Consider the following 18,801-nt stretch of genomic DNA (forward strand, 5'->3'; position numbering starts at 1 on the left):
AATCCGCGCCTACAGGCCGCGGGACCCCTCTGTAGCAGCGGATTTATCCGCGAAGAAGTCCGCGCCGTCAGCGCACCCCATCCTGGCGCAACGCCGCTGGCGTAAAGTCCGCCGCATTGGCGGTAAAGCCGAAATCGTAGGCCTTCTTCTCTTCGTTCTTCATCCCCAACGCCAGGTAGCGCCCGGACTGCAGGTCGTACAACGTCTCAAGCGTGTACCACGGCACCTGTACGTTGTAGTAATCCTGGGCATGGGCCTCGGCCACGCGCCAGAGTTGGCCGCGGCCGTCGTAGTGGTCGATGACCGCCGCTTGCCAGGTGTCTTCGTCGATGTAGAAGTCGCGCTTGGCGTAGATGTGCCGCTGGCCTTCCTTCAGGGTGGCGACCACGTGCCATACCCGGCGCAGTTCGTAGCGGGCCAGGTCCTGGTTGATGTGGCCGGGCTTGATGATGTCGCTGTACTTGAGGGTGGGCGAGTCGAGCTTGTAGCTGTTCTCGGCGATGTACATCTCCTTTTTGCCCTCAAGCTTCCAGTCGTAGCGGTCGGGCGCGCCGTTGAACATGTCCAGGTTGTCGGAGGTGCGCAAGCCTTCGGCGGCGGTGCCCGGGCCATCGTAGGACACTTGCGGGGCGCGGCGCACGCGGCGCTGGCCGGCGCTGTAGATCCAGGCCAGGCGCGGTTCCTTGACCTGGTCCAGGGTTTCGTGAACCAGCAGCACGCCACCGGCCAGGCGCGAGGGGGCGGTCACTTCCTGTTTGAAATAGAACAGCACGTTGCCGGGGTTGTTCGGGTCGAAATCCTTCATTTTGTCGCGAAACACAAACTGGTCGTGGAAGTACACCAGGCTGTAGGAGCCGTTCTGCTGCGGCGTGGCCTGGGTGACCAGGCGGCTGACGCTGCCACCGCGATAACGGGTGATGTGGTTCCAGATCACCTCCAGGCCGTTGTGCGGAATGGGGAACGGGATGGCCGTGTGGAAGTTTTCCAGGCCGTTGCCGCCCGCCACCAGTTGCGACTCGGTGGCATTGCGCTTGATGGCGGCGTTTACCTCGTCCGGCACGGTGGCGCCACGATGCGTGGGGTACACCGGCATGCGATAGCTGTCCGGGTAGCGCTTGAACATCGCCACCTGGCCCGGCGATAACCTGGCCTGGTAGTGATCGACGTTTTGCGCGGTGATGGTGAACAGTGGTTTTTCATTGGCATAGGGGTCTGCCAGAAAGCCCCTGGCGTCGACCGTGCCCGCGGTCTTGGCCATCGGGCTCCAGGCGGTGATGGTGCCGTCGGCATTACCAGCCTTCACAGCGCCCATGGGTGTCAGCGTGGCACCCAATTGGGCCGCGTCCTGTGCAGAGACTGCGGCCATTACCCCGCCTGCCAGCAATGAGAAGCCAAGCACACACGCGTGCAGCAGAGGGTGACTGATGCGCATAGAGATCGTCCTGAACGGTGTTTTCTTATTGGCGGTGCCGTGCCCGGTCGGGCACGGCGGGCGGGGCTCAAAGCGTAGACAGCAAACTGCTGTTGGTGGCTTGCCACTGGGCAATGTCGATGCGAATTTTTTTCTTGTCGAGCTTGCCGACGCTGGTCTTGGGGATTTCCGTGACCACGGCGATCTGGCTGGGGATGGCCCACTTGCTCAGGGCCCCCAACTCGACGAACGGCTTGAGGTGCTCCTTCAAGTCTATGGCGCCGATCTGCTGGCCTTCGCGCACCACCAACAGGGCAAACGGGCGCTCGCCCCACTGCGCGTCGGGGATGCCTACCACGGCCACTTCACGCACGGCACCGTGGCGGCTGATCAGGTCTTCCAGGTCCAGGGACGACACCCACTCGCCGCCGGTCTTGATCACATCCTTGATGCGGTCGCGAATGTCGATCACGCCCATGGTGTCCAGCGTCGCGACGTCACCGGTGTGCAGCCAGCCGCCTTCCCAGAGCTCGGCACCCTTCTGCGGCTCGCGGAAATAACCCATGGTCAACCAGGGGGCGCGCAGCACCAGTTCGCCTTGGGATTCGCCATCGGCGGGCAGGAACTTGCCTTCGGCATCGATGACCGCCGCCTCCACCAACGGCACCGGCACGCCGGCCTTGATGCGGTAGGTGATCTGCTCGTCTTCGCTGCCGGCCAGCAGCTCTTCGTTAATGTGTGCCGCGGAAATAAGCGGGCAGGTTTCAGACATGCCGTAGGCTGCGGTCAGCTGAATGCCACGGGCCTTGGCGGCTTCGTACAACGCGCGGTTGAGCGAGCTGCCGCCGATGATGATTTTCCAGCCCTTGAAGTCCACGCCCTGGCCGGTCTTGCAGTTGAGCAGCATCTGCAGGATGGTCGGCACGCAGTGGGAGAACGTGACTTTCTCGTTTTGCCACAGTTGCACCAACATGTCCGGCTCGTAGCGGCCGGGGTACACCTGCTTGATCCCGAGCATGGTCGCCACGTAGGGCACGCCCCAGGCGTGTACGTGAAACATCGGCGTGATGGGCATGTACACGTCGTTGGTGCCCATCAACCGCGTGCTGTCGACGCTGCCGATCACCGTGGCCAGGCTCAGGGTGTGCAGCACCAACTGGCGGTGGGTGAAGTACACGCCCTTGGGGTTGCCGGTGGTGCCGGTGGTGTAGAAAGTGGTGGCGACGGAGTTCTCGTCGAAATCCGGGAAATCGTAGAGGGGGCTGGCAGCGGCCAGCAATTGCTCGTATTCACCGACCAGGTTAGGCAGGTCGGCCAACTTGTCCTCGCCATCGGTCAGCAGTAGGGTTTTCTCGACAGTGGTCAGTTGCGGCGCAATGGCATTGTACAAACCGATGAAGTCGCTGTTGACCAATACCAGCCGGTCGTCGGCATGGTTCATGGTAAACAGGATCTGCTCGGGCGACAGCCGCACGTTGATGGTGTGGATGACCGCGCCGATCATCGGCACGGCGAACATGCATTCCAGGTAGCGATGGCTGTCCCAGTCCATCACTGCCACGGTGTCACCGGCCTTCACGCCCGCCTCGGTCAACACGTTTGCCAAGCGCTGTACCCGTTCGAACAGCGTCGGGTAGCTATAGCGCAGCTTGTCGCGGTAGACGATCTCGCGGGTTTTCTCATAGCGGCTGCCAGACATCAGCAGCCGCTTGATCAACAAAGGATATTCGTAGGCGCCATCAGCTGGCGGAATAACGCGAGTCTGCATCATGAAGATCCCTTATCTGAGTGCAAGGATTTGGCGAGAACCTAAACACTCTGTACCTCTTCATGACGCCCAAATCAACCGGTGGAATGATTTGCAAACACTACTGTGCGTCGCGATCCGCGACAAACTCCTGTGAAATCAATGCATTTCCGTCAGGGCGATTTTCACGCCCAGCGCAATCAGCACCGCGCCCATGGTGCGGTCAAACCAGTGGCCCATGCGCGCAAAGCCCGCCCGCACGCGCTGTTGGCTGAACAGCATGGCCACCAGGCAGAACCACACGGCCGTGGCCACCGCCAAATAAACGCCGTAACCGGCCTGCACCCACAACGGGGTATGGGGGTTGATCACCACCGTGAATAGCGACAGGAAAAACAACGTGGCCTTGGGGTTCAGGCCGTTGGTCATGAACCCGGCAACATACGCCTCCTTGGGGGTGCGCACTGCAGGCTCCGCGTGCAGTTGCTCGGTGGCAGGCGCCGCCGGCTTGGCGCGGATGGCCTTGAAGCCGATGTACAGCAGGTAGGCGGCGGCCAGCCATTTGAGCACGTTGAACAGTACGATCGACTGCGACACGATCAGGCCGATGCCCAGCAACGAGTAGCCCACGTGCAGGAAGATCGCCGAGCCCACACCCAATGCCGTCCAGGTACCGGCGCGGCGGCCATGGGTCACGCTTTCGCGCACCACCACGGCAAAATCAGGGCCGGGGCTTGCAACGGCGAGCAGGTGAATCAGGGCAACGGTCAAGAATTCAGTCCAGTACACGGGGGCCTCCCACAGCAGATTCCAAAGCCAACACAATACCCCGTAGGAGCGGATTTATCCGCGAAAAGATCGCTGCGGTCTGTCAGGGAAACCGCAGTGCGCTTCTCGCGGATAAAGACCGCGCCTACAGGAACCAGCGGTATTCACGGGCGCTGACTTCATCCATGAACGCCAGGTGATCCTGGCGCTTGTTCTCGCAGTACACCATCACGAATTCCTCGCCCAAGCCTTCGCGCACGGCAGGGTGGCCCTGCATGGCAGCCACCGCGCTTAGCATGTCCTTGGGAAAATCGATGCCGCTCTGGCGGTCATCGTTCAGTGGCGCGATGGGTTCAAGCCCGGCGTCAAGGCCATGCTCAATGCCCGTGAGGATGGCGGCCAGCACCAGGTATGGGTTGGCGTCGGCACCGGCCAGGCGGTGCTCGATGCGCAAATTGCGTGGGTCGGACTCTGGTATGCGGATGCACGCATCGCGGTCTTCCAAGCCCCAACTGGCGCGGCTGGCAGCGTTGACCATGGCGCCATAGCGGCGGAAAGCATTGTGGTTGGCGGCAAAGATCGGCATGCAATGGGGCAGCAGTGCCAGGCAACCGGCCACGGCGTGGCGCAGTGGGCGCTGGCCGTCGGCCGCCAATAGGTTGTTACCCGCAGCGTCATACAAGCTGACATGCACGTGCATGCCACTGCCGGGCGCATTGAGGTAGGGCTTGCTCATGAAACTGGCCCGGTGGCCGTGCTTGAGCGCCACACCCCGCGTGCTGCGGCAGAACAGCGCGGCCCAATCGGCCGCCTGCAAGCCATCTTCGTTATGGGCAAAATTGATTTCAAACTGCCCGGGGCCCAGCTCGGCGGTGATCACGTTGGCTTCAACGCCTTGCTCGTTGGCCGCCTCGACCATTTCGTGCAATACCGAACTAAAGCGTGTCAGGCGCTCGATGTGCATGTTGGGCTGGTTGTCTTCATCGTCCGTATAGCCGTCGCGGGGGAATTGCGGCAGGCCATCCTTGAGCTTGCGGTCGAACAGGTAGAACTCCAGTTCAAACGCGACCACCGGGCGAATACCTCGTTGTTCCAGGCGCTTGAGCACGTGGGCCAGCACCTCCCTTGGCTCGAACTCGATGGGTGACGCGGTGCCGTCCGAACTGATCAGCATCTGGCCAAGGGGCTGCCCTTCCCAGCGCACGGGTTTGAGCGTGCCCGGGATCAACCGACGCGGCGCATCGGGGTCGCCATCGTTAAAGCAGTAGTCGCCAATCGGGTGCAACCCGCCCTGCACGCCCAGCAGCACGCAGTTTTGCGGCAATTTCAGCGGGCTGCCGGCCGCGACCTTTTCCAACATGTCCACCGGGTAGCGCTTGCCGTAGAAATGCCCGGGGATGTCCAGGGCAATCAGATCGACATAGCTCACCTGGGGATGTTGCGCGCGAAAGGCACGCACTTCGCTGAGCAGGTCGGGAAAGGCGGGGGTCATCTTTTTATCCTTATAGGCCGGTGCCGTGTTCGGCTTAGGCTTTAGTTGAACACCCAGAGCACTCGCGTGGGGGTATCGGTCAGGTTGGCGTAGCGAAACTGGGCATGGGCCGGTAATTGGAAACTGTCGTTGGGACCTAGGGTGACAGGCGCTTCGTTGCCTTCAAGCCACAGGGTCAACTGGCCTTCGAGCACAAAGCCGCCCTGCTCGGAGCTGTCATTCAAGTGGCCGTCACCGCTGGTGGCGCCCGGCTCCAGATGGCTCTCAAGCATCGAAAAGCCGCCCGCGATGGTCGGCGACGCCAATACATCGGTAATGCCACCGGCGTAGTGAAGGGTGCGTCGCTCGCCCGGGCGGGTCACCCAGGGTGTCGTGCGCGGCCTGTCCAGCGCATAGAAATAGGTGGTGGGCACGCCCAGGCATTCGCTGATGGCCGTGAGGTCTGCCACCGTGGGCCGGGAAATGCCGCGCTCCACCTGAGACAGGAACCCGACCGAGCGATCGATCTTTTTCGCAAGTTCGCCCAAGGTCAGGTTCTTGTGCTTGCGCAGGTCGCGAATCAGGATCGCCAGGCTTTCGACTTCTTCTTGCAGGTTCATGGGGGTGTCCATCAGATCACATCACGCAGGCGGTACCAGGCCTTGCCCGCCGCCTCCAGCGGAGCGGCCAGCAACGAGCCGCCAGGAAAGCGCGGATTGTCGATGCCCTGGTATAGCGATAGCAATGCCTGGTCACCCAGGATGGCATCGCTGACCGCACGCGCAGCGGCCAGGGTCGGCAACACGCCGTGCCCGGAAAAACCCTGCAGCCAATAGCGATTGCCCGCACGGCCGACATCCGGCGTGCGTTTCATGCTGACGTCGATATGCCCACCCCAGCCATAGTCCAGCGCCACCCCGCGCAATTGCGGGAATACCCGTTCCAGATAAGGCCGGGTGGCCTTGGCCACGTCCTTGGGGATACCGCCCAGGTAGGTGCAGCCACCGCCGAACAGCAGGCGATGGTCGGGGGTCAGGCGGAAATAGTCGGGCACGAATTGGTTGTCGATCACGCAACTGTTGCGCGGCAATAGCGAACGAGCCAAGTCGGGGCTCAGCGGCGCAGTCGCTACTTGATAAGAGCCTACCGGCAACAGGCGCTGTGACAGTTGCCGGTCGAGTGTGTCGACATAAGCATTGCAGGCCAGCACCAAAACCCCGGCGCGCACGCTGCCGGCATCGGTGTTGGCGATAAAACCGCCGGCATTCGCCTGGTAGCCAAGCACCTGGCTTTGTTCGAAAATCTGCCCGCCGGCTGTCTCTATCGCGCTGGCAAGCCCCTGCGCCAGCTTCAGTGGGTTGAGGTGGGCGCCTTGTGGGTCATACAGCGCAGCCTGATAGCGCTCGCTGGCGATCCATTCGGGCATTTCTTCGCGGCTTATAAAGCGCAACTGGTCATAGCCCCACAGGTCACGGGATTCGCGCTGGGCCTCTTGCAGCACGTGCACGCGATTCTTGCGCACTGCCGTCCAGAGGCTGCCCACCCGGTAATCGACCTCGAAACCGTGACGTTGTGGTAGCTCGCGCAGCTCTTCGGCGGCCCAGCACATGCTGTCCCACAATTGCCGGGTACGCTCCTGGCCCAAGGCCTTTGCCAGGGGCGGCATGTCACACGACCAACCCAGCAATGCCTGCCCGCCGTTGCGCCCCGACGCCGCCCACGCCACGCGGCTGGCTTCCAGGATCACTACGCGCTTGCCGGCCAGCGCCAGCCGAAGCCCCGTGTGCAAGCCGCTGAAACCTGCGCCGACGATCAGCACGTCGCACTGCAACTCGCCGCGCAATCGGGGCCGCAGCGCGATGGCGCCAGGGTAACTGGCGGCGTAGTAGGTTTGCGGGTGCTGCGCGGACTGTTTGAACATCAGCGGCTCACATGAAATATAAGTCGATTTATTTCATGAAAAACTACCAGCTAATTTTCATAAAGCCAAGCTTGATGTCCTTTCACGGCAAATCCGGGTTTAATCATGTAGGATTTTTCGCAATCAAAAAGGAGCTGATGCTGATGAGTGCTGACCGCCGTGCCGTGTTCCTCGACTACACCTCGCTGGACCTGGGTGACCTGGATTTCAAGGCCCTCGAACAACAGTTCAGCGACCTGACACTGTACGGTGCTACCGCATCGGAGCAAGTGGTCGAGCGCCTTCAGGGTGTTCAGGTGGCCATCAGCAACAAGGTGTCGCTGACCGCCGAAACGCTAAAGGCCTGCCCGGACCTGAAGCTGATCCTGATTGCCGCCACCGGCACCAACAACGTCGACCTGGCCGCCGCTCGCGCCCAGGGCATCACCGTGTGCAATTGCCAGGGCTATGGCACACCGTCGGTGGCCCAGCACACGCTGATGTTGCTGTTGGCCCTGGCCACCCGCTTGCCCGATTATCAAAAGGCGATTGCCGACGGCCAATGGCAACGCTCCAAGCAGTTCTGCCTGCTGGACTTCCCCATCGTCGAGCTGGAAGGCAAGACCCTGGGCCTGCTTGGCCATGGCGAGTTGGGCAGCGCGGTGGCGCGACTGGCCGAAGCGTTCGGCATGCGCGTGCTGCTGGGCCAATTGCCGGGGCGCCCGCCGCGTGCAGATCGCCTGGCGCTGGACGAGTTGCTGCCGCAGATCGACGCCTTGACCCTGCACTGCCCGCTGAACGAGCACACCCGCAACATGATCGGCGCCCGCGAACTGGCCCTGCTCAAGCCCAGCGCGTTCGTGGTGAACACCGCCCGCGGCGGCATGATCGATGAACAGGCGCTGGCCGATGCCTTGCGCCGCGGGCACCTGGCAGGCGCAGCCACCGACGTGCTCAGCGTGGAGCCGCCGGTCAATGGCAACCCCTTGCTGGCCGACGATATTCCTCGTTTGATCATCACCCCGCACAGCGCCTGGGGCAGCCGCGAAGCCCGGCAGCGCATCGTCGGCCAGTTAAGCGAGAACGCCTCGGGGTTTTTCGCCGGGGCGCCGCAGCGAGTGGTCAGCTGAGGCCAACGGCTCTGGTAGACTGCGCCCTTTTTTCAGGAGCCGCCCATGGACCCGCGCAGTGAAGTCCTGCTTCGTCAGGCTGATTTGTTTCAAGGCCAACTGCTGTTGGCCGGCCTGCCTGCCGATGACTTGCTGGGCAAACTGCCTGCGGCCAACGGCTGGTGCTGGCACGCCGGCGATCAGGCGGCGCTGGACGCACGCTTTGCCGGGCGCAGCCATTTCGGCGTGAACGCCCCGACGCAAGCGTTCGAAGGTGCCGTGTTGTTCTTGCCCAAGTCTCGCGACCTGGCCAATTACCTGCTCAACGCCTTGGCTTCGCGCCTGGGTGGGCGCGAGCTGTTCCTGGTGGGCGAAAAGCGCGGCGGCATCGAGGGCGCGGCCAAGCAGCTGCACGCCTTTGGTCGCCCACGCAAACTCGACAGCGCCCGCCACTGCCAGCTGTGGCAGGTCACCGTCGAAAACCCACCGGTGGCGGTAGAGCTGCAAAGCCTGGCCGAACACTACGAACTGCCACTGCCCGAAGGCCCGTTGAACATCATCAGCCTGCCCGGGGTGTTCAGCCACGGTCGCCTGGACCGCGGCACCGCATTGCTGCTGCAACACCTCGACAAGCTGCCAGCCGGTCACATCTTGGACTTCGGCTGCGGTGCCGGGGTACTCGGCGCAGCGCTCAAACGCCGCTACCCGCAAAACAGCGTGACGATGCTGGACGTGGACGCCTTTGCCGCCGCCAGCAGCCGCTTGACCCTGGCCGCCAACAATCTGGAAGCCGAGGTGATCACCGGCGACGGTATCGACGCCGCACCGCTGTACCTGGACGCCATTTTGAGCAACCCGCCGTTCCACACCGGGGTGCACACCAATTACCAAGCGTCGGAGAACATGCTGAAAAAAGCTGCCCAACATCTGAAAAAAGGCGGTGAACTGCGCATCGTGGCCAACAGCTTCCTGCGCTATCAGCCACTGATCGAGGCGCACTTGGGCAACTGCACAACCGTTGCCGAGGGCCAGGGCTTCAAAATCTATAACGCAAAACGCGGTTGAAAAATTAGGCTTGCCGAATCGGTTTTGCCTAGGCAGAATCCGCTCCGTCCTAGGGGAGTAGTCTCCCACGAGCGCCATGCTCGTCCGGCACGCGTCAACATACTTGGCCCACAGGCCATGGCGCGTGCGACCCACAGCCCGCATCAGACGGGCTCAGGGTTTGACAAGACCTATGACACGAACACCTTACCCGGGGCGGGGAGGCTGTACGTGTCATAGCCGTGTCGATCCCGCCCCCATAGGAAACCCTGATGTTGGAATCTCTACTTGTCCCTACCGCGATCGTGGCCCTGGCCGAGATCGGCGACAAGACTCAATTGCTTGCCCTGATCCTGGCCGCGCGCTTTCGCAAGCCCTGGCCGATCATCGCCGGCATCGTCGCCGCCACCCTGGCCAACCATGCTGCAGCCGGGGCCGTGGGGGCCTGGTTTGGCAGTTTCTTCTCGGATGCGACGTTGCACTGGATCTTGGCCGCGAGCTTTACCGCCACCGCGCTGTGGACGTTGGTGCCCGACAAGATGGATGACGACGAAGCCAGCAACGCCCGCCGCTTCGGGCCATTCCTGACAACCCTGATCGCGTTCTTCCTGGCCGAAATCGGCGACAAGACCCAAGTGGCCACGGTGATGCTGGCAGCGCAGTACCCGCACCTGTTGCTGGTGATCATCGGTACCACCCTGGGCATGCTGATCGCTAACGTGCCCGTTGTGTTGGCAGGTAACTTTGCCGCCGACAAGCTGCCGCTGACCATGATCCGCCGGTTGGCCGCGACCGCGTTCTTCGTGCTGGCGGTGGTCGCGGTTTACAAGGCGATGGAGGTTAGCGGTTGGGTGCCATAGCGATCGCGTCGTTCTTTTCGCGGATAAATCCGCTCCCACAGGGTGGGGAGCGGCCGCTTGCAACGAGGTAATCCGGCTGGCGGACGCCGGGTGCAGACTGATGAGGCGATTGGCGCAAAGCGCCAAGCCAGTTGCATCGGAAAATCTACACTCAGCCCGGCGTCAGGCACTCAGGGGCGTTGAGCTTGGGGTCGTTGACCAGGTTGGCCAGCGCCCGCTCGCGCAGGGGCGCGGGATTACCAGCCAGCAGCGATTGCAGCACCGGCAGGGGCGTTTCCGGGTCCAGCCAGGCGGCCTGGCCTGCGGCGTCCAATATCAAGGGCCGGCGCTGGTTGACCGCAGCCTGGGTGACCACCGCCGTGCTCAGCCACACCTGCTCCTGCACGGGATAAGCCTCCCATAATGCTGCAAAAAACAGGGACGACCCCTCACCCGGCGTCAGCCAGTAGGGCCGCTTGCGCACCGTGCCGCGCCACTCGTAAAAGCCGTTGGCAGGCAACAGGCAACGGCGCAGGCGCAGTGGCTCGCGACAACATCGGCTGCTCGGCCAGGGTTTCGGCCCGGGCGTGGGCCGGCGTGCGGGACATATCGGTGAGCCAGGGCGGGGTTAGGCCCCAACGGGCACGGGCCAATTGCAGTTCGCCGCCGATGTTGCGCTGCATCAGCACCGAATCACCCGGTGAAATGTTCCACTGGGCCTGCTGGTCCTGCGGGAACCCAGGCAGGGCCGCGAAAGCCGGTGACCAACGAAACAGCGCAAAACGTCCACACATTAGGCAAAAAACTCTTCAAATGGCTGGCCTGCCTGTCAGCAGACCAGGGTGCCGGGGAAACTGTCCGGCTCTTCGCCCGGCATCGGCAAGGCGGCATTGTACTCGGCGATCAACTGCCGTGCGTACCCGGCCTGGTCATTGGCCACGGTCAGGCCCAACAGGCCGATGGCCGGAAGGTCGCCAATGCCCCCCACCAGGTCGCGGCCCACCAGGTGCGCGACGATGCCCTCGCTGTCGAGCATGCCCAGCAACATTTCCGCTTCCATCAGGCTTTCCGGATCATATATGCGCTGCATCAATCGTTTTCGCCTTTAACCTCGAGCATCCATTCATCGCCCCCTACCTGCAATATGAACCGTATGGGCTTGCAGCACACGGAACAATCCTCGATGTATTCCTGATCACCGCCGGATGTGTCGATCATCACCTCGATGGTCTCACCACAATATGGACACTCTACCGCTTCACTTTCCTGAAAGAGCATGGCCGTCTCCCCATGGTGACTTGTGCGTATAATCGCCGGTCTATTTGAAGGGCATTATCCGCGCCCCTTATCATTACACTAGCCGTTTCCAACAAGAGAGCATGATGGGCGAATTCGATGCCATCCGACCGTACAACGACGCCGAGGTGCCTGCCGTGCTGGCACGACTGCTCAGCGATCAGGCGTTTCTCGACATCCTCACCCACTTTCGCTTTCCGCGCCTGGCCGGTGCTTTCGGCTGGTTGCTCAAACCTCTTATAGCTCATCGGCTGCGCCGCGAGTTCGCCGGGGTGAAATGCGTGTCCACGCTGCAGGACAAAGTCGAGTTCTACGTGGACCACACCATTGACCGGGCCACAGATGGTGTGACCTACACCGGTGTCGAGCAGTTCAGGTCGGGCAGTGCCTACCTGTTTCTGGCCAACCACCGCGACATCGTGATGGACCCCGCCTTCGTCAACTACGCCGTGTACCACGCAGGCTTGCCCACCCCGCGCATCGCCATCGGCGACAACCTGCTGCAAAAGCCCTTCGTCAGCGACCTGATGCGCCTGAACAAGAGCTTTATCGTGCACCGCTCCATCAGCGGCCGGCGTGAAAAACTGGCGGCGTATCAACTGCTGTCGGCTTACATCAACCACTCGATCCGCACCGATTGCGCCTCGATCTGGATCGCCCAGGCCGAGGGTCGGGCCAAGGACGGCGATGACCGTACCGACTCGGCGATCCTGAAGATGTTCCACATGAGCCGCAAGGACGAGCCGTTTGGCGAAGTCATCCAGTCGCTGAACCTGACGCCGGTGTCGATCAGCTACGAATACGACCCGTGCGACCAGGCCAAGGCACGCGAGCTGTACATCCGCGCCACCACCGGCACTTATGCCAAGGCGCCGGGCGAAGACGACGTGAGCATTGCCCAGGGCATCACCGGCTACAAGGGCCGGGTGCACGTCAACTTTGCCGCGCCGATCAGCCAAGCGTTCGACGACACCAAGCAACTGGCCGTGGCAATCGACCGGCAGATCCTGGCGGGCTACCGCCTGTTTCCGGCGCACTACCTGGCCTACGCCCAGTGGGCTGACGCCGACGCCAACGTGCAGGTGCCTGCAGCCGAGACGCTGTTCCCGGCCGACGAACTGGCCAAGGCCCGCGAAGAATGGAATCGCCGCCTGCAAGCTTGCCCGGCGGAACATCGGCCGTACCTGGTGCTGCAGTACGCCACACCCGTACGCAACCAGTACCGGGTCAAGGCAGGGCTGGCGCTGTAAACGCAACGGGCTGGTTAAAAAGGCGTCCTTCGGGACGCCTTTTTCATTGCGGCCAGAAAGACTAATTCCCGCCGTCACACGCACGTCATCTAAACAGGACAGGCTGTTGCACCACCCACATGGACCCGACACGGAGTTTGTCATGCTGCATGCACAGAACCAGGACCGCCTTTACCTGATCGCCCAGAGCGATGAGCAAGAAGCCTTGATCGATGGCCTGGCCTTCAATGTGCAGGACCGTAACTGGCTGGTGTATTGCGCATTGGGTGGGCACCAGCACACGGACTGGCCGGAGCTGGATGCCGGGACGGGGATCAGCATGTTGGATTTGTATGTGGAGGCGGCCTGAGCCCAGGTCATTTCGCGGATTTTGCCCCGCGAACCAGTCAAAAAAAAGCCCGCTGGCAATCCGCGGGCTTTTGTATTTCTGACGACTTACTGACCGAGCATCTGCCCCACGGTCGGGTCCTTGAACAAGCGGGTCAACGCATCGCTCAACACGTCGCCTGACAAGCTTGGTATTGGTTTCCTGGTTAGGAGCCATGCCGAAACGCTGGTCCAGGGACGCGCCGTAACGGCCGCTGTAGTGACGGCCGTTGTTGTTCACATCGGCGCGGAAGGTGGCGGCGATGGTGGCTTGGGTCACGTACATGCCTTCTTTAGGCGACTGGTAGGTGAGGTCGGCCAGGGTCACGGTCAACTGGGGGCCTGCGCCCTGCGTCGGGGTATAGCCCAGCAGGCGCACGGCGGCTTCGGCCTGGGCTTGCAGCTTGGGCAACACGTCGCTGCCATTGACCGTCACGGCGCTGGTTTCAGGGTACAGGCCACCGCGGGTGCCCAGGGTTTGCGATTTGCGCCCATCGACCACGCGCACCGTCACTTGCTGGCCTTGGCCGACGGCTGCCAGCTGCGAAGTCAGCTTGGGTTGGGGGCTGAGTTGTTGCGGGCTGTTGGCACAACCGGCCAACGTCAGGGTGGCCACCGCGATCAAACCGAACAACAGGCGTTGCAACATGCTCATCTCTCCTGGAATAGGCACTAATAGCTGCGCAGTATAGCGGCCCGAAGGCCCGCCAAACCAGTGAACAAAACTTTGACCGGATGTGTTTGCAAGCGTTCCTGTAACGCCTGTGTCATCCCTGGGTGGCACTCTTCGATACATTCCCTACCGAGGTACGCCGGCATGACAGCGCTCTGGTCCTGGTTGTTCTCCACCCCCCGTACTCGCTACTTCGTGCGCCTGGATGCCAAGGGCCATTGCCAGGCCTTCAAGCAGTGCCTGCACATGCCCACCGGCGGCCATTGGGTAGAAACCGACGAAATCCGCCTCGGCTGGCTGGACCGGCCATTACCGCTGCAAGCCCTCATTCACGTGCCCTGCAGGGGTGCGCGGATCCACCACGCCCTGCCCTCTTGACGCGCTGAAAAAGAAAACTCCCGAATTAAGATCAATTCTCCTCGTTTCATCGTTATAATCTCCCCCCGATTATAAGGACGTCTCCTGATCGGGCCTCGCAGTACCGCTGATGCACTGCTTCAGCTCCCCCGCACGCCCCACAGAGAGCCGCCCACACAGGCCATTGATGCCGGTGTGCCCGCGTTTTCGGCACCCCTCGCCCCTCGCTGGACCTGCCGCTGCCTGTTCGTTCCGGTAGCTTTTTTGAGGTTCACGGCTCCAAAAGAGCGTGAAAAAAAACGGTTTTCACAACTTCACAAGAGTGTGGCGAGCAAATGAACAGTTTTGCATCAGTAAATGCTTCATTAACGTCCAGATCAGCCCACGGCGATCGGCGTTGCGGCTCCTGCCTGGCAGGGTCGTGATAGCGATCGGCAAGTAGCAGCGGGCGCATTGACCTAAGTCGAATTGCCCACCAGCCCCGAAAATGCGTTCATATGAGCTGCATGGGCCGGTTGGTAGCGTCCGCTGAAGCTGCAAAAAATTGCGAAGAGTCGGATATGGCGATCCTGGCCTGCTGAGAGTATCGGGATCCTGTGCTGTCAATTTGGTGCTGAAGATTTTGGAGACGCGTTAATGGCGCATAACGAAGCAGTGGACGTGGTATTGGTTGGGGCCGGCATCATGAGCGCCACCCTGGCAGTACTGCTCAAAGAGCTCGACCCGGCGATCAAGCTGGAAGTCGTCGAGCTGATGGACTCGGGTGCCGCGGAAAGTTCCAACCCCTGGAACAACGCCGGTACCGGTCACGCTGGCCTCTGTGAGCTGAACTACACGCCGCAGGCTGCCGATGGTTCCATCGACATAAAGAAAGCCGTGCACATCAACACCCAATTCGAGGTGTCGAAGCAGTTCTGGGCGTACCTGACCCAGAAAGGCACGTTCGGCTCATCCAAGTCTTTCATCAGCCCAGTGCCGCACCTGAGCTACGTGGAAGGTGACAAGGGTGTCGATTTCCTCAAGAAGCGCTACGAGGCCCTCAAGCCGCACCACGCCTTCGACGACATGGAATACACCGAAGACAAGGCCAAGATGGCCGAGTGGATGCCGCTGATGATGCCCGGCCGCCCGGCGGACCAAGCCATCGCTGCCACCCGCGTGATGGGCGGCACCGACGTGAACTTCGGCGCCCTGACCAACAAGCTGCTCGCACACCTGGCCAGCGCCCCCGACGCCCAGGTCAAGTACAGCAAGCGTGTCACCAACCTGACCCGCAAGGGCGCCGGTTGGACCGTCACCATCAAGGACGTGAACAGCGGCAACAGCCGTGAAGTCGATACCCGCTTCGTGTTCCTGGGCGCAGGTGGCGCAGCCCTGCCGCTGCTGCAACTGTCGGGCATCGAGGAAGGCAAGGGTTTCGGCGGCTTCCCGGTCAGCGGCCAGTGGCTGCGTTGCGACAACCCGGAAGTGGTCAAGCGCCACCAGGCCAAGGTCTACAGCCAGGCTGCGGTGGGTTCACCGCCCATGTCGGTACCGCACCTGGACACCCGCGTGGTCGACGGCAAGACGTCGCTGCTGTTCGGCCCGTACGCAGGCTTCACCACCAAGTTCCTCAAGCATGGCTCGTTCCTGGACCTGCCCAAGTCCGTTCGTGCCGGCAACATCGGCCCGATGCTGGCCGTGGCGCGGGACAACATGGACCTGACCAAGTACCTGATGAGCGAAGTGATGCAGTCCATGGAACAGCGCCTGGACTCCCTGCGCCGCTTCTACCCCGAGGCCAAGGCCGAAGACTGGCGCCTGGAAGTGGCCGGCCAACGGGTGCAGATCATCAAGAAAGACCCAAAGAAAGGCGGCGTGCTGCAATTTGGTACCGAACTGGTGGCGGCCAAGGACGGCTCCCTCGCCGCCCTGCTGGGCGCCTCCCCCGGCGCCTCGGTCACCGTGTCGATCATGCTGGACTTGATCGAGCGCTGCTTCCCCGAGCAGTACCGCGGCGAAGCCTGGACCACCAAGCTCAAGGAAATCTTCCCGGCCCGTGAAAAAGCCCTGGAAACCGATGCGGCGCTGTATCGCCGGGTCAGTACCCAGAGCAACAAGTGCCTGGAGCTGGTCGAGCACAACAGCCCGACTGAAAGCTACGCTTAAGCAACGCCCATAAAAAAACGCCCTGCGGGGCGTTTTTTTATGCCTGCAATATCGGCTTCAGCCGCGAGCGTTGGCGATCAGCTCGATGTATTCCTCGGCATTGCGTTGGTCCTTGATCAGGGCAACGAAGTCATTGCCGTGCTCGTCCTTACCGTCCAGGTCCAGGCCGGCCTCCTTGAAAAACACCAGGAAGCGCGCGAAATCATCGACACGCAGGCCACGGTAGGCCTTGATCAGCTTGTGCAGCGACGGCGAAGTGGCATCGACCGGTTCGAAATCCAGGAACAACTTGATCTGCGCATCGCCGATCTCGTCACCAATCAACTGCTTTTTGTCTTTACGCATTGCCGACTCCAACTCGCTATCACGGTTTTTCACGGGGCGGGCAGTTTACCCCCCTCAAGGGCGCAGGCTCAACGCGCGCGTACGCTGCCGGTATGCAAGTCAGCCCAGATATGGCCGTTGGCGTAGGTCAGAAACTGCACGTACACGGTGTCGTTGCGCAAAAGGTCCATGATCACCCGGTACTGGGTCAGGGGGTAGTTAAGCGTCAGCCGCTTGGTGGCGTCATCGAACACCGGCTTTTTCAAGCTTTTGCTTTCGGCGTCAAAGGTCAGCAACACCTCGCTAACGCTGGCGCCCTTGTTCAAGGGCTTGCCCTTGAGGCGAATAAACAGCGAGGACGTCACCGGGATCGGTTGCTGATTGGACTGGCGCTGATCACCCACCACCACGGCAAAGTCGGTGACTTGCAGCAACTGTTGTTGTTCGGGCTTTTCCTGGCGCAGGGCCAGGTCATCGGGGGGCAGAAACTGCGAATGCATCGGCGCGGCGGCCAACGGCAAAGTTGTAGACAGAGCGAGGGCAGCGATCATCATGCGCATGGGCGAGCTCCTTGGGGGCAGCTGCGCACTCTAGCATGGCGGGGTTTAGCGGGGAGGGCTTCGCGGATAAATCCGCTCCTACGGGTGGCGGCGTCTGGTTCGCGGATGAATCCGCGCCTACAAGGTGGCTGAACGTTCTGTAGGAGCGGATTTATCCGCGAACCGAGCAACGCGGTCTTACATGCCCTTCACAGCATAGATCCCGGCCGCGTTGCGCCAGTAGCCCTTGTAATCCATGCCATAACCGAAGATGTAACGGTCGATGCACGGCAGGCCGACGAAATCGGCTTTCAGGTCCGGGCTTGCCTTGCGGTCGTGGTCTTTGTCGATCAGCACGGCAGTGTGCACGGCACGGGCACCGGCGTGCTTGCAGAAGTCGATGATCGCGCTCAGGGTGTGGCCTTCATCGAGGATGTCGTCGATGATCAGCACGTCACGGTCAATGAACGACACCTCAGGCTTGGCCTTCCAGAACAGATCGCCGCCGCTGGTCTGGTTGCGGTAGCGGGTGGCGTGCAGGTAGGACGCTTCCAACGGGAAGTTCAGATGCGTGAGCAGCTTGCCGGAAAAAATCAGCCCGCCGTTCATCACGCAGAACACCACCGGGTTGCTTTCCGACAGCTGTTCGTTGATTTGCGCACCGACACGGGCGATCGCCGCTTCGACTTCAGCTTCGGTGTACAGGCAGTCAGCCTCGCGCATGACTTGACGGATGTGCTCGAGATCAGCGGACATGTCGCTCTCCAGGGGGTGCGGTTCAAGAAAAGCGGGCAAAGGTACGCATCCGCTCGGCACAGATCAAGCATTTCTGGACTAACGTGCATGATGTCCTGACGACACTGCCAGCTGAATAGATTAATCTAGCGCCGTTTTTTTGCCCGCCTCGGAGCCTTTCCCCATGCCAATCCGTGAGATCCGCCACCCGCTGATCCGCCACAAGCTCGGCCTTATGCGCCGCGCCGACATCAGCACCAAGAACTTTCGCGAACTCGCCCAGGAAGTCGGAGCCCTGCTGACCTACGAGGCCACCAAGGACCTGCCGCTGGAAAGCTATGACATCGAAGGCTGGTGCGGCACCGTGCAGGTCGAGAAAATCGCCGGCAAGAAGATCACTGTAGTACCGATCCTGCGTGCTGGCATCGGCATGCTCGAAGGCGTGCTCAGCCTGATCCCCGGTGCCAAGGTCAGCGCCGTGGGCGTGGCCCGCAACGAAGAGACCCTGGAAGCGCACACGTACCTGGAAAAACTCGTCCCGGAAATCGACGAGCGCCTGGCCATGATCATCGACCCGATGCTGGCCACTGGCGGCTCCATGGTCGCCACCATCGACCTGCTGAAAAAAGCCGGCTGCAAAGACATCCGCGCCATGGTGCTGGTAGCCGCGCCGGAAGGCATCGCCGCCGTCGAGAAAGCCCACCCGGACGTGCAGATCTACACCGCATCCGTAGATGAGCGCCTGAACGAACACGGCTACATCATCCCGGGCCTGGGCGATGCCGGTGACAAGATCTTCGGCACCAAGCAGAAGGACGCTTGAG

At 61.8% G+C, this 18,801-nt stretch carries 19 protein-coding genes, 2 pseudogenes and 1 riboswitch; of the genes and pseudogenes, 8 read left to right on the forward strand and 13 right to left on the reverse strand.

Features of this window, described 5'->3' with window-relative positions; all coding sequences use genetic code 11:
• Positions 1-67: 67 nt before the first annotated feature.
• The 6 genes from L9B60_RS06940 to L9B60_RS06965 form a co-directional block, all read right to left on the reverse strand.
• Positions 68-1,432, reverse strand: coding sequence for a DUF1329 domain-containing protein (locus L9B60_RS06940; RefSeq protein ID WP_249677533.1), 1,365 nt, complete (start codon positions 1,430-1,432; stop codon positions 68-70).
• Between the two features lie 67 nt (positions 1,433-1,499).
• Positions 1,500-3,182, reverse strand: a complete 1,683-nt coding sequence (locus L9B60_RS06945) for a fatty acid--CoA ligase (protein WP_249677535.1) — start codon at positions 3,180-3,182, stop codon at positions 1,500-1,502.
• Between the two features lie 135 nt (positions 3,183-3,317).
• Entirely contained in the window at positions 3,318-3,947 is a 630-nt protein-coding gene (locus tag L9B60_RS06950; RefSeq protein WP_249677536.1) for a LysE family translocator, read from the reverse strand.
• A 124-nt stretch (positions 3,948-4,071) separates the two neighbouring features.
• Positions 4,072-5,418 (reverse strand): glutamine synthetase family protein, encoded by a 1,347-nt coding sequence (locus L9B60_RS06955; RefSeq protein ID WP_249677538.1) that lies wholly within the window; start codon positions 5,416-5,418, stop codon positions 4,072-4,074.
• Positions 5,419-5,459: 41 nt separating this feature from the next.
• Entirely contained in the window at positions 5,460-6,017 is a 558-nt protein-coding gene (locus L9B60_RS06960; RefSeq protein WP_249677539.1) for a helix-turn-helix domain-containing protein, read from the reverse strand.
• 11 nt (positions 6,018-6,028) lie between these two features.
• Positions 6,029-7,318 (reverse strand): NAD(P)/FAD-dependent oxidoreductase, encoded by a 1,290-nt coding sequence (locus tag L9B60_RS06965; protein WP_249677540.1) that lies wholly within the window; start codon positions 7,316-7,318, stop codon positions 6,029-6,031.
• Positions 7,319-7,461: 143 nt separating this feature from the next.
• On the opposite strand from L9B60_RS06965, the gene L9B60_RS06970 reads away from it, so the two are divergent.
• The 3 genes from L9B60_RS06970 (at position 7,462) to L9B60_RS06980 (ending at position 10,310) form a co-directional block, all read left to right on the forward strand.
• Positions 7,462-8,427 carry a 2-hydroxyacid dehydrogenase gene (locus tag L9B60_RS06970; RefSeq protein ID WP_249677542.1) on the forward strand — a complete coding sequence of 322 codons (966 nt, stop codon included), beginning with the start codon at positions 7,462-7,464 and terminating at the stop codon, positions 8,425-8,427.
• A 45-nt stretch (positions 8,428-8,472) separates the two neighbouring features.
• Positions 8,473-9,471, forward strand: coding sequence for a methyltransferase (locus tag L9B60_RS06975; protein WP_249677543.1), 999 nt, complete (start codon positions 8,473-8,475; stop codon positions 9,469-9,471).
• A gap of 39 nt (positions 9,472-9,510) precedes the next feature.
• A riboswitch (yybP-ykoY riboswitch) is annotated at positions 9,511-9,633 on the forward strand.
• Between the two features lie 89 nt (positions 9,634-9,722).
• Complete coding sequence (locus L9B60_RS06980; RefSeq protein WP_249677545.1) at positions 9,723-10,310, forward strand: TMEM165/GDT1 family protein; 588 nt, start codon at positions 9,723-9,725, stop codon at positions 10,308-10,310.
• Positions 10,311-10,461: 151 nt separating this feature from the next.
• Here L9B60_RS06980 and L9B60_RS06985 read toward each other — a convergent pair.
• The 3 genes and pseudogenes from L9B60_RS06985 to L9B60_RS06995 all read right to left on the reverse strand — a co-directional run bounded on the left by L9B60_RS06985 (position 10,462) and on the right by L9B60_RS06995 (position 11,567).
• Positions 10,462-11,083: pseudogene (locus L9B60_RS06985) on the reverse strand (SOS response-associated peptidase).
• Positions 11,084-11,118: 35 nt separating this feature from the next.
• A complete protein-coding gene (locus L9B60_RS06990) occupies positions 11,119-11,379 on the reverse strand; it encodes a putative signal transducing protein (RefSeq protein ID WP_249677546.1) in 261 nt (86 codons plus the stop codon).
• Complete coding sequence (locus L9B60_RS06995) at positions 11,379-11,567, reverse strand: CPXCG motif-containing cysteine-rich protein (RefSeq protein WP_249677548.1); 189 nt, start codon at positions 11,565-11,567, stop codon at positions 11,379-11,381. Before L9B60_RS06995 ends, L9B60_RS06990 begins: the two co-directional genes overlap by 1 nt.
• 101 nt (positions 11,568-11,668) lie before the next feature.
• On the opposite strand from L9B60_RS06995, the gene L9B60_RS07000 reads away from it, so the two are divergent.
• Together L9B60_RS07000 and L9B60_RS07005 are read left to right on the forward strand one after the other, a co-directional pair.
• Positions 11,669-12,835 carry a 1-acyl-sn-glycerol-3-phosphate acyltransferase gene (locus tag L9B60_RS07000; protein ID WP_249677549.1) on the forward strand — a complete coding sequence of 389 codons (1,167 nt, stop codon included), beginning with the start codon at positions 11,669-11,671 and terminating at the stop codon, positions 12,833-12,835.
• Between the two features lie 142 nt (positions 12,836-12,977).
• Positions 12,978-13,184 (forward strand): hypothetical protein, encoded by a 207-nt coding sequence (locus L9B60_RS07005; protein WP_249677550.1) that lies wholly within the window; start codon positions 12,978-12,980, stop codon positions 13,182-13,184.
• 86 nt (positions 13,185-13,270) lie between these two features.
• On the opposite strand, the pseudogene L9B60_RS07010 reads toward L9B60_RS07005, so the two are convergent.
• Positions 13,271-13,850, reverse strand: a pseudogene (locus L9B60_RS07010) (YajG family lipoprotein).
• Between the two features lie 168 nt (positions 13,851-14,018).
• Here L9B60_RS07010 and L9B60_RS07015 point away from each other — a divergent pair.
• Positions 14,019-14,252, forward strand: coding sequence for a hypothetical protein (locus L9B60_RS07015; protein WP_249677552.1), 234 nt, complete (start codon positions 14,019-14,021; stop codon positions 14,250-14,252).
• Positions 14,253-14,867: 615 nt separating this feature from the next.
• The gene (gene mqo / locus L9B60_RS07020; protein ID WP_249677553.1) at positions 14,868-16,379 is read left to right on the forward strand and encodes a malate dehydrogenase (quinone); all 1,512 of its coding nucleotides are present in this window, start codon (positions 14,868-14,870) and stop codon (positions 16,377-16,379) included.
• Positions 16,380-16,436: 57 nt separating this feature from the next.
• Here mqo and L9B60_RS07025 read toward each other — a convergent pair whose 3' ends face one another.
• The 3 genes from L9B60_RS07025 to L9B60_RS07035 form a co-directional block, all read right to left on the reverse strand.
• Positions 16,437-16,724 (reverse strand): PA4642 family protein, encoded by a 288-nt coding sequence (locus L9B60_RS07025; RefSeq protein ID WP_249677555.1) that lies wholly within the window; start codon positions 16,722-16,724, stop codon positions 16,437-16,439.
• Positions 16,725-16,792: 68 nt separating this feature from the next.
• Positions 16,793-17,263, reverse strand: a complete 471-nt coding sequence (locus L9B60_RS07030) for a hypothetical protein (protein ID WP_249677556.1) — start codon at positions 17,261-17,263, stop codon at positions 16,793-16,795.
• A 177-nt stretch (positions 17,264-17,440) separates the two neighbouring features.
• On the reverse strand, positions 17,441-17,998 hold the full coding sequence (locus L9B60_RS07035) for a hypoxanthine-guanine phosphoribosyltransferase (RefSeq protein ID WP_249677558.1): 558 nt from the start codon (positions 17,996-17,998) through the stop codon (positions 17,441-17,443).
• A gap of 163 nt (positions 17,999-18,161) precedes the next feature.
• On the opposite strand from L9B60_RS07035, the gene upp reads away from it, so the two are divergent.
• Positions 18,162-18,800 (forward strand): uracil phosphoribosyltransferase, encoded by a 639-nt coding sequence (upp, locus tag L9B60_RS07040; RefSeq protein WP_249677560.1) that lies wholly within the window; start codon positions 18,162-18,164, stop codon positions 18,798-18,800.
• Position 18,801: the final 1 nt, after the last annotated feature.

The sequence above is a fragment of the Pseudomonas abieticivorans genome (assembly GCF_023509015.1).
In the GTDB taxonomy this organism is placed as follows: domain Bacteria; phylum Pseudomonadota; class Gammaproteobacteria; order Pseudomonadales; family Pseudomonadaceae; genus Aquipseudomonas; species Aquipseudomonas abieticivorans.

Coding starts and splice junctions, on each gene's coding strand:
- L9B60_RS07025 (WP_249677555.1), bottom strand. CDS start 16,724: ATGCGTAAAGACAAAAAGCAGTTGATTGGTGACGAGATCGGCGATGCG.
- L9B60_RS07005 (WP_249677550.1), top strand. CDS start 12,978: ATGCTGCATGCACAGAACCAGGACCGCCTTTACCTGATCGCCCAGAGC.
- L9B60_RS07000 (WP_249677549.1), top strand. CDS start 11,669: ATGATGGGCGAATTCGATGCCATCCGACCGTACAACGACGCCGAGGTG.
- L9B60_RS06980 (WP_249677545.1), top strand. CDS start 9,723: ATGTTGGAATCTCTACTTGTCCCTACCGCGATCGTGGCCCTGGCCGAG.
- L9B60_RS06955 (WP_249677538.1), bottom strand. CDS start 5,418: ATGACCCCCGCCTTTCCCGACCTGCTCAGCGAAGTGCGTGCCTTTCGC.
- L9B60_RS06965 (WP_249677540.1), bottom strand. CDS start 7,318: ATGTTCAAACAGTCCGCGCAGCACCCGCAAACCTACTACGCCGCCAGT.
- L9B60_RS06975 (WP_249677543.1), top strand. CDS start 8,473: ATGGACCCGCGCAGTGAAGTCCTGCTTCGTCAGGCTGATTTGTTTCAA.
- L9B60_RS06960 (WP_249677539.1), bottom strand. CDS start 6,017: ATGAACCTGCAAGAAGAAGTCGAAAGCCTGGCGATCCTGATTCGCGAC.
- L9B60_RS07035 (WP_249677558.1), bottom strand. CDS start 17,998: ATGTCCGCTGATCTCGAGCACATCCGTCAAGTCATGCGCGAGGCTGAC.
- L9B60_RS06940 (WP_249677533.1), bottom strand. CDS start 1,432: ATGCGCATCAGTCACCCTCTGCTGCACGCGTGTGTGCTTGGCTTCTCA.
- L9B60_RS06990 (WP_249677546.1), bottom strand. CDS start 11,379: ATGCAGCGCATATATGATCCGGAAAGCCTGATGGAAGCGGAAATGTTG.
- L9B60_RS07015 (WP_249677552.1), top strand. CDS start 14,019: ATGACAGCGCTCTGGTCCTGGTTGTTCTCCACCCCCCGTACTCGCTAC.
- mqo (WP_249677553.1), top strand. CDS start 14,868: ATGGCGCATAACGAAGCAGTGGACGTGGTATTGGTTGGGGCCGGCATC.
- L9B60_RS06970 (WP_249677542.1), top strand. CDS start 7,462: ATGAGTGCTGACCGCCGTGCCGTGTTCCTCGACTACACCTCGCTGGAC.
- L9B60_RS06945 (WP_249677535.1), bottom strand. CDS start 3,182: ATGATGCAGACTCGCGTTATTCCGCCAGCTGATGGCGCCTACGAATAT.
- L9B60_RS06995 (WP_249677548.1), bottom strand. CDS start 11,567: ATGCTCTTTCAGGAAAGTGAAGCGGTAGAGTGTCCATATTGTGGTGAG.
- L9B60_RS07030 (WP_249677556.1), bottom strand. CDS start 17,263: ATGCGCATGATGATCGCTGCCCTCGCTCTGTCTACAACTTTGCCGTTG.
- upp (WP_249677560.1), top strand. CDS start 18,162: ATGCCAATCCGTGAGATCCGCCACCCGCTGATCCGCCACAAGCTCGGC.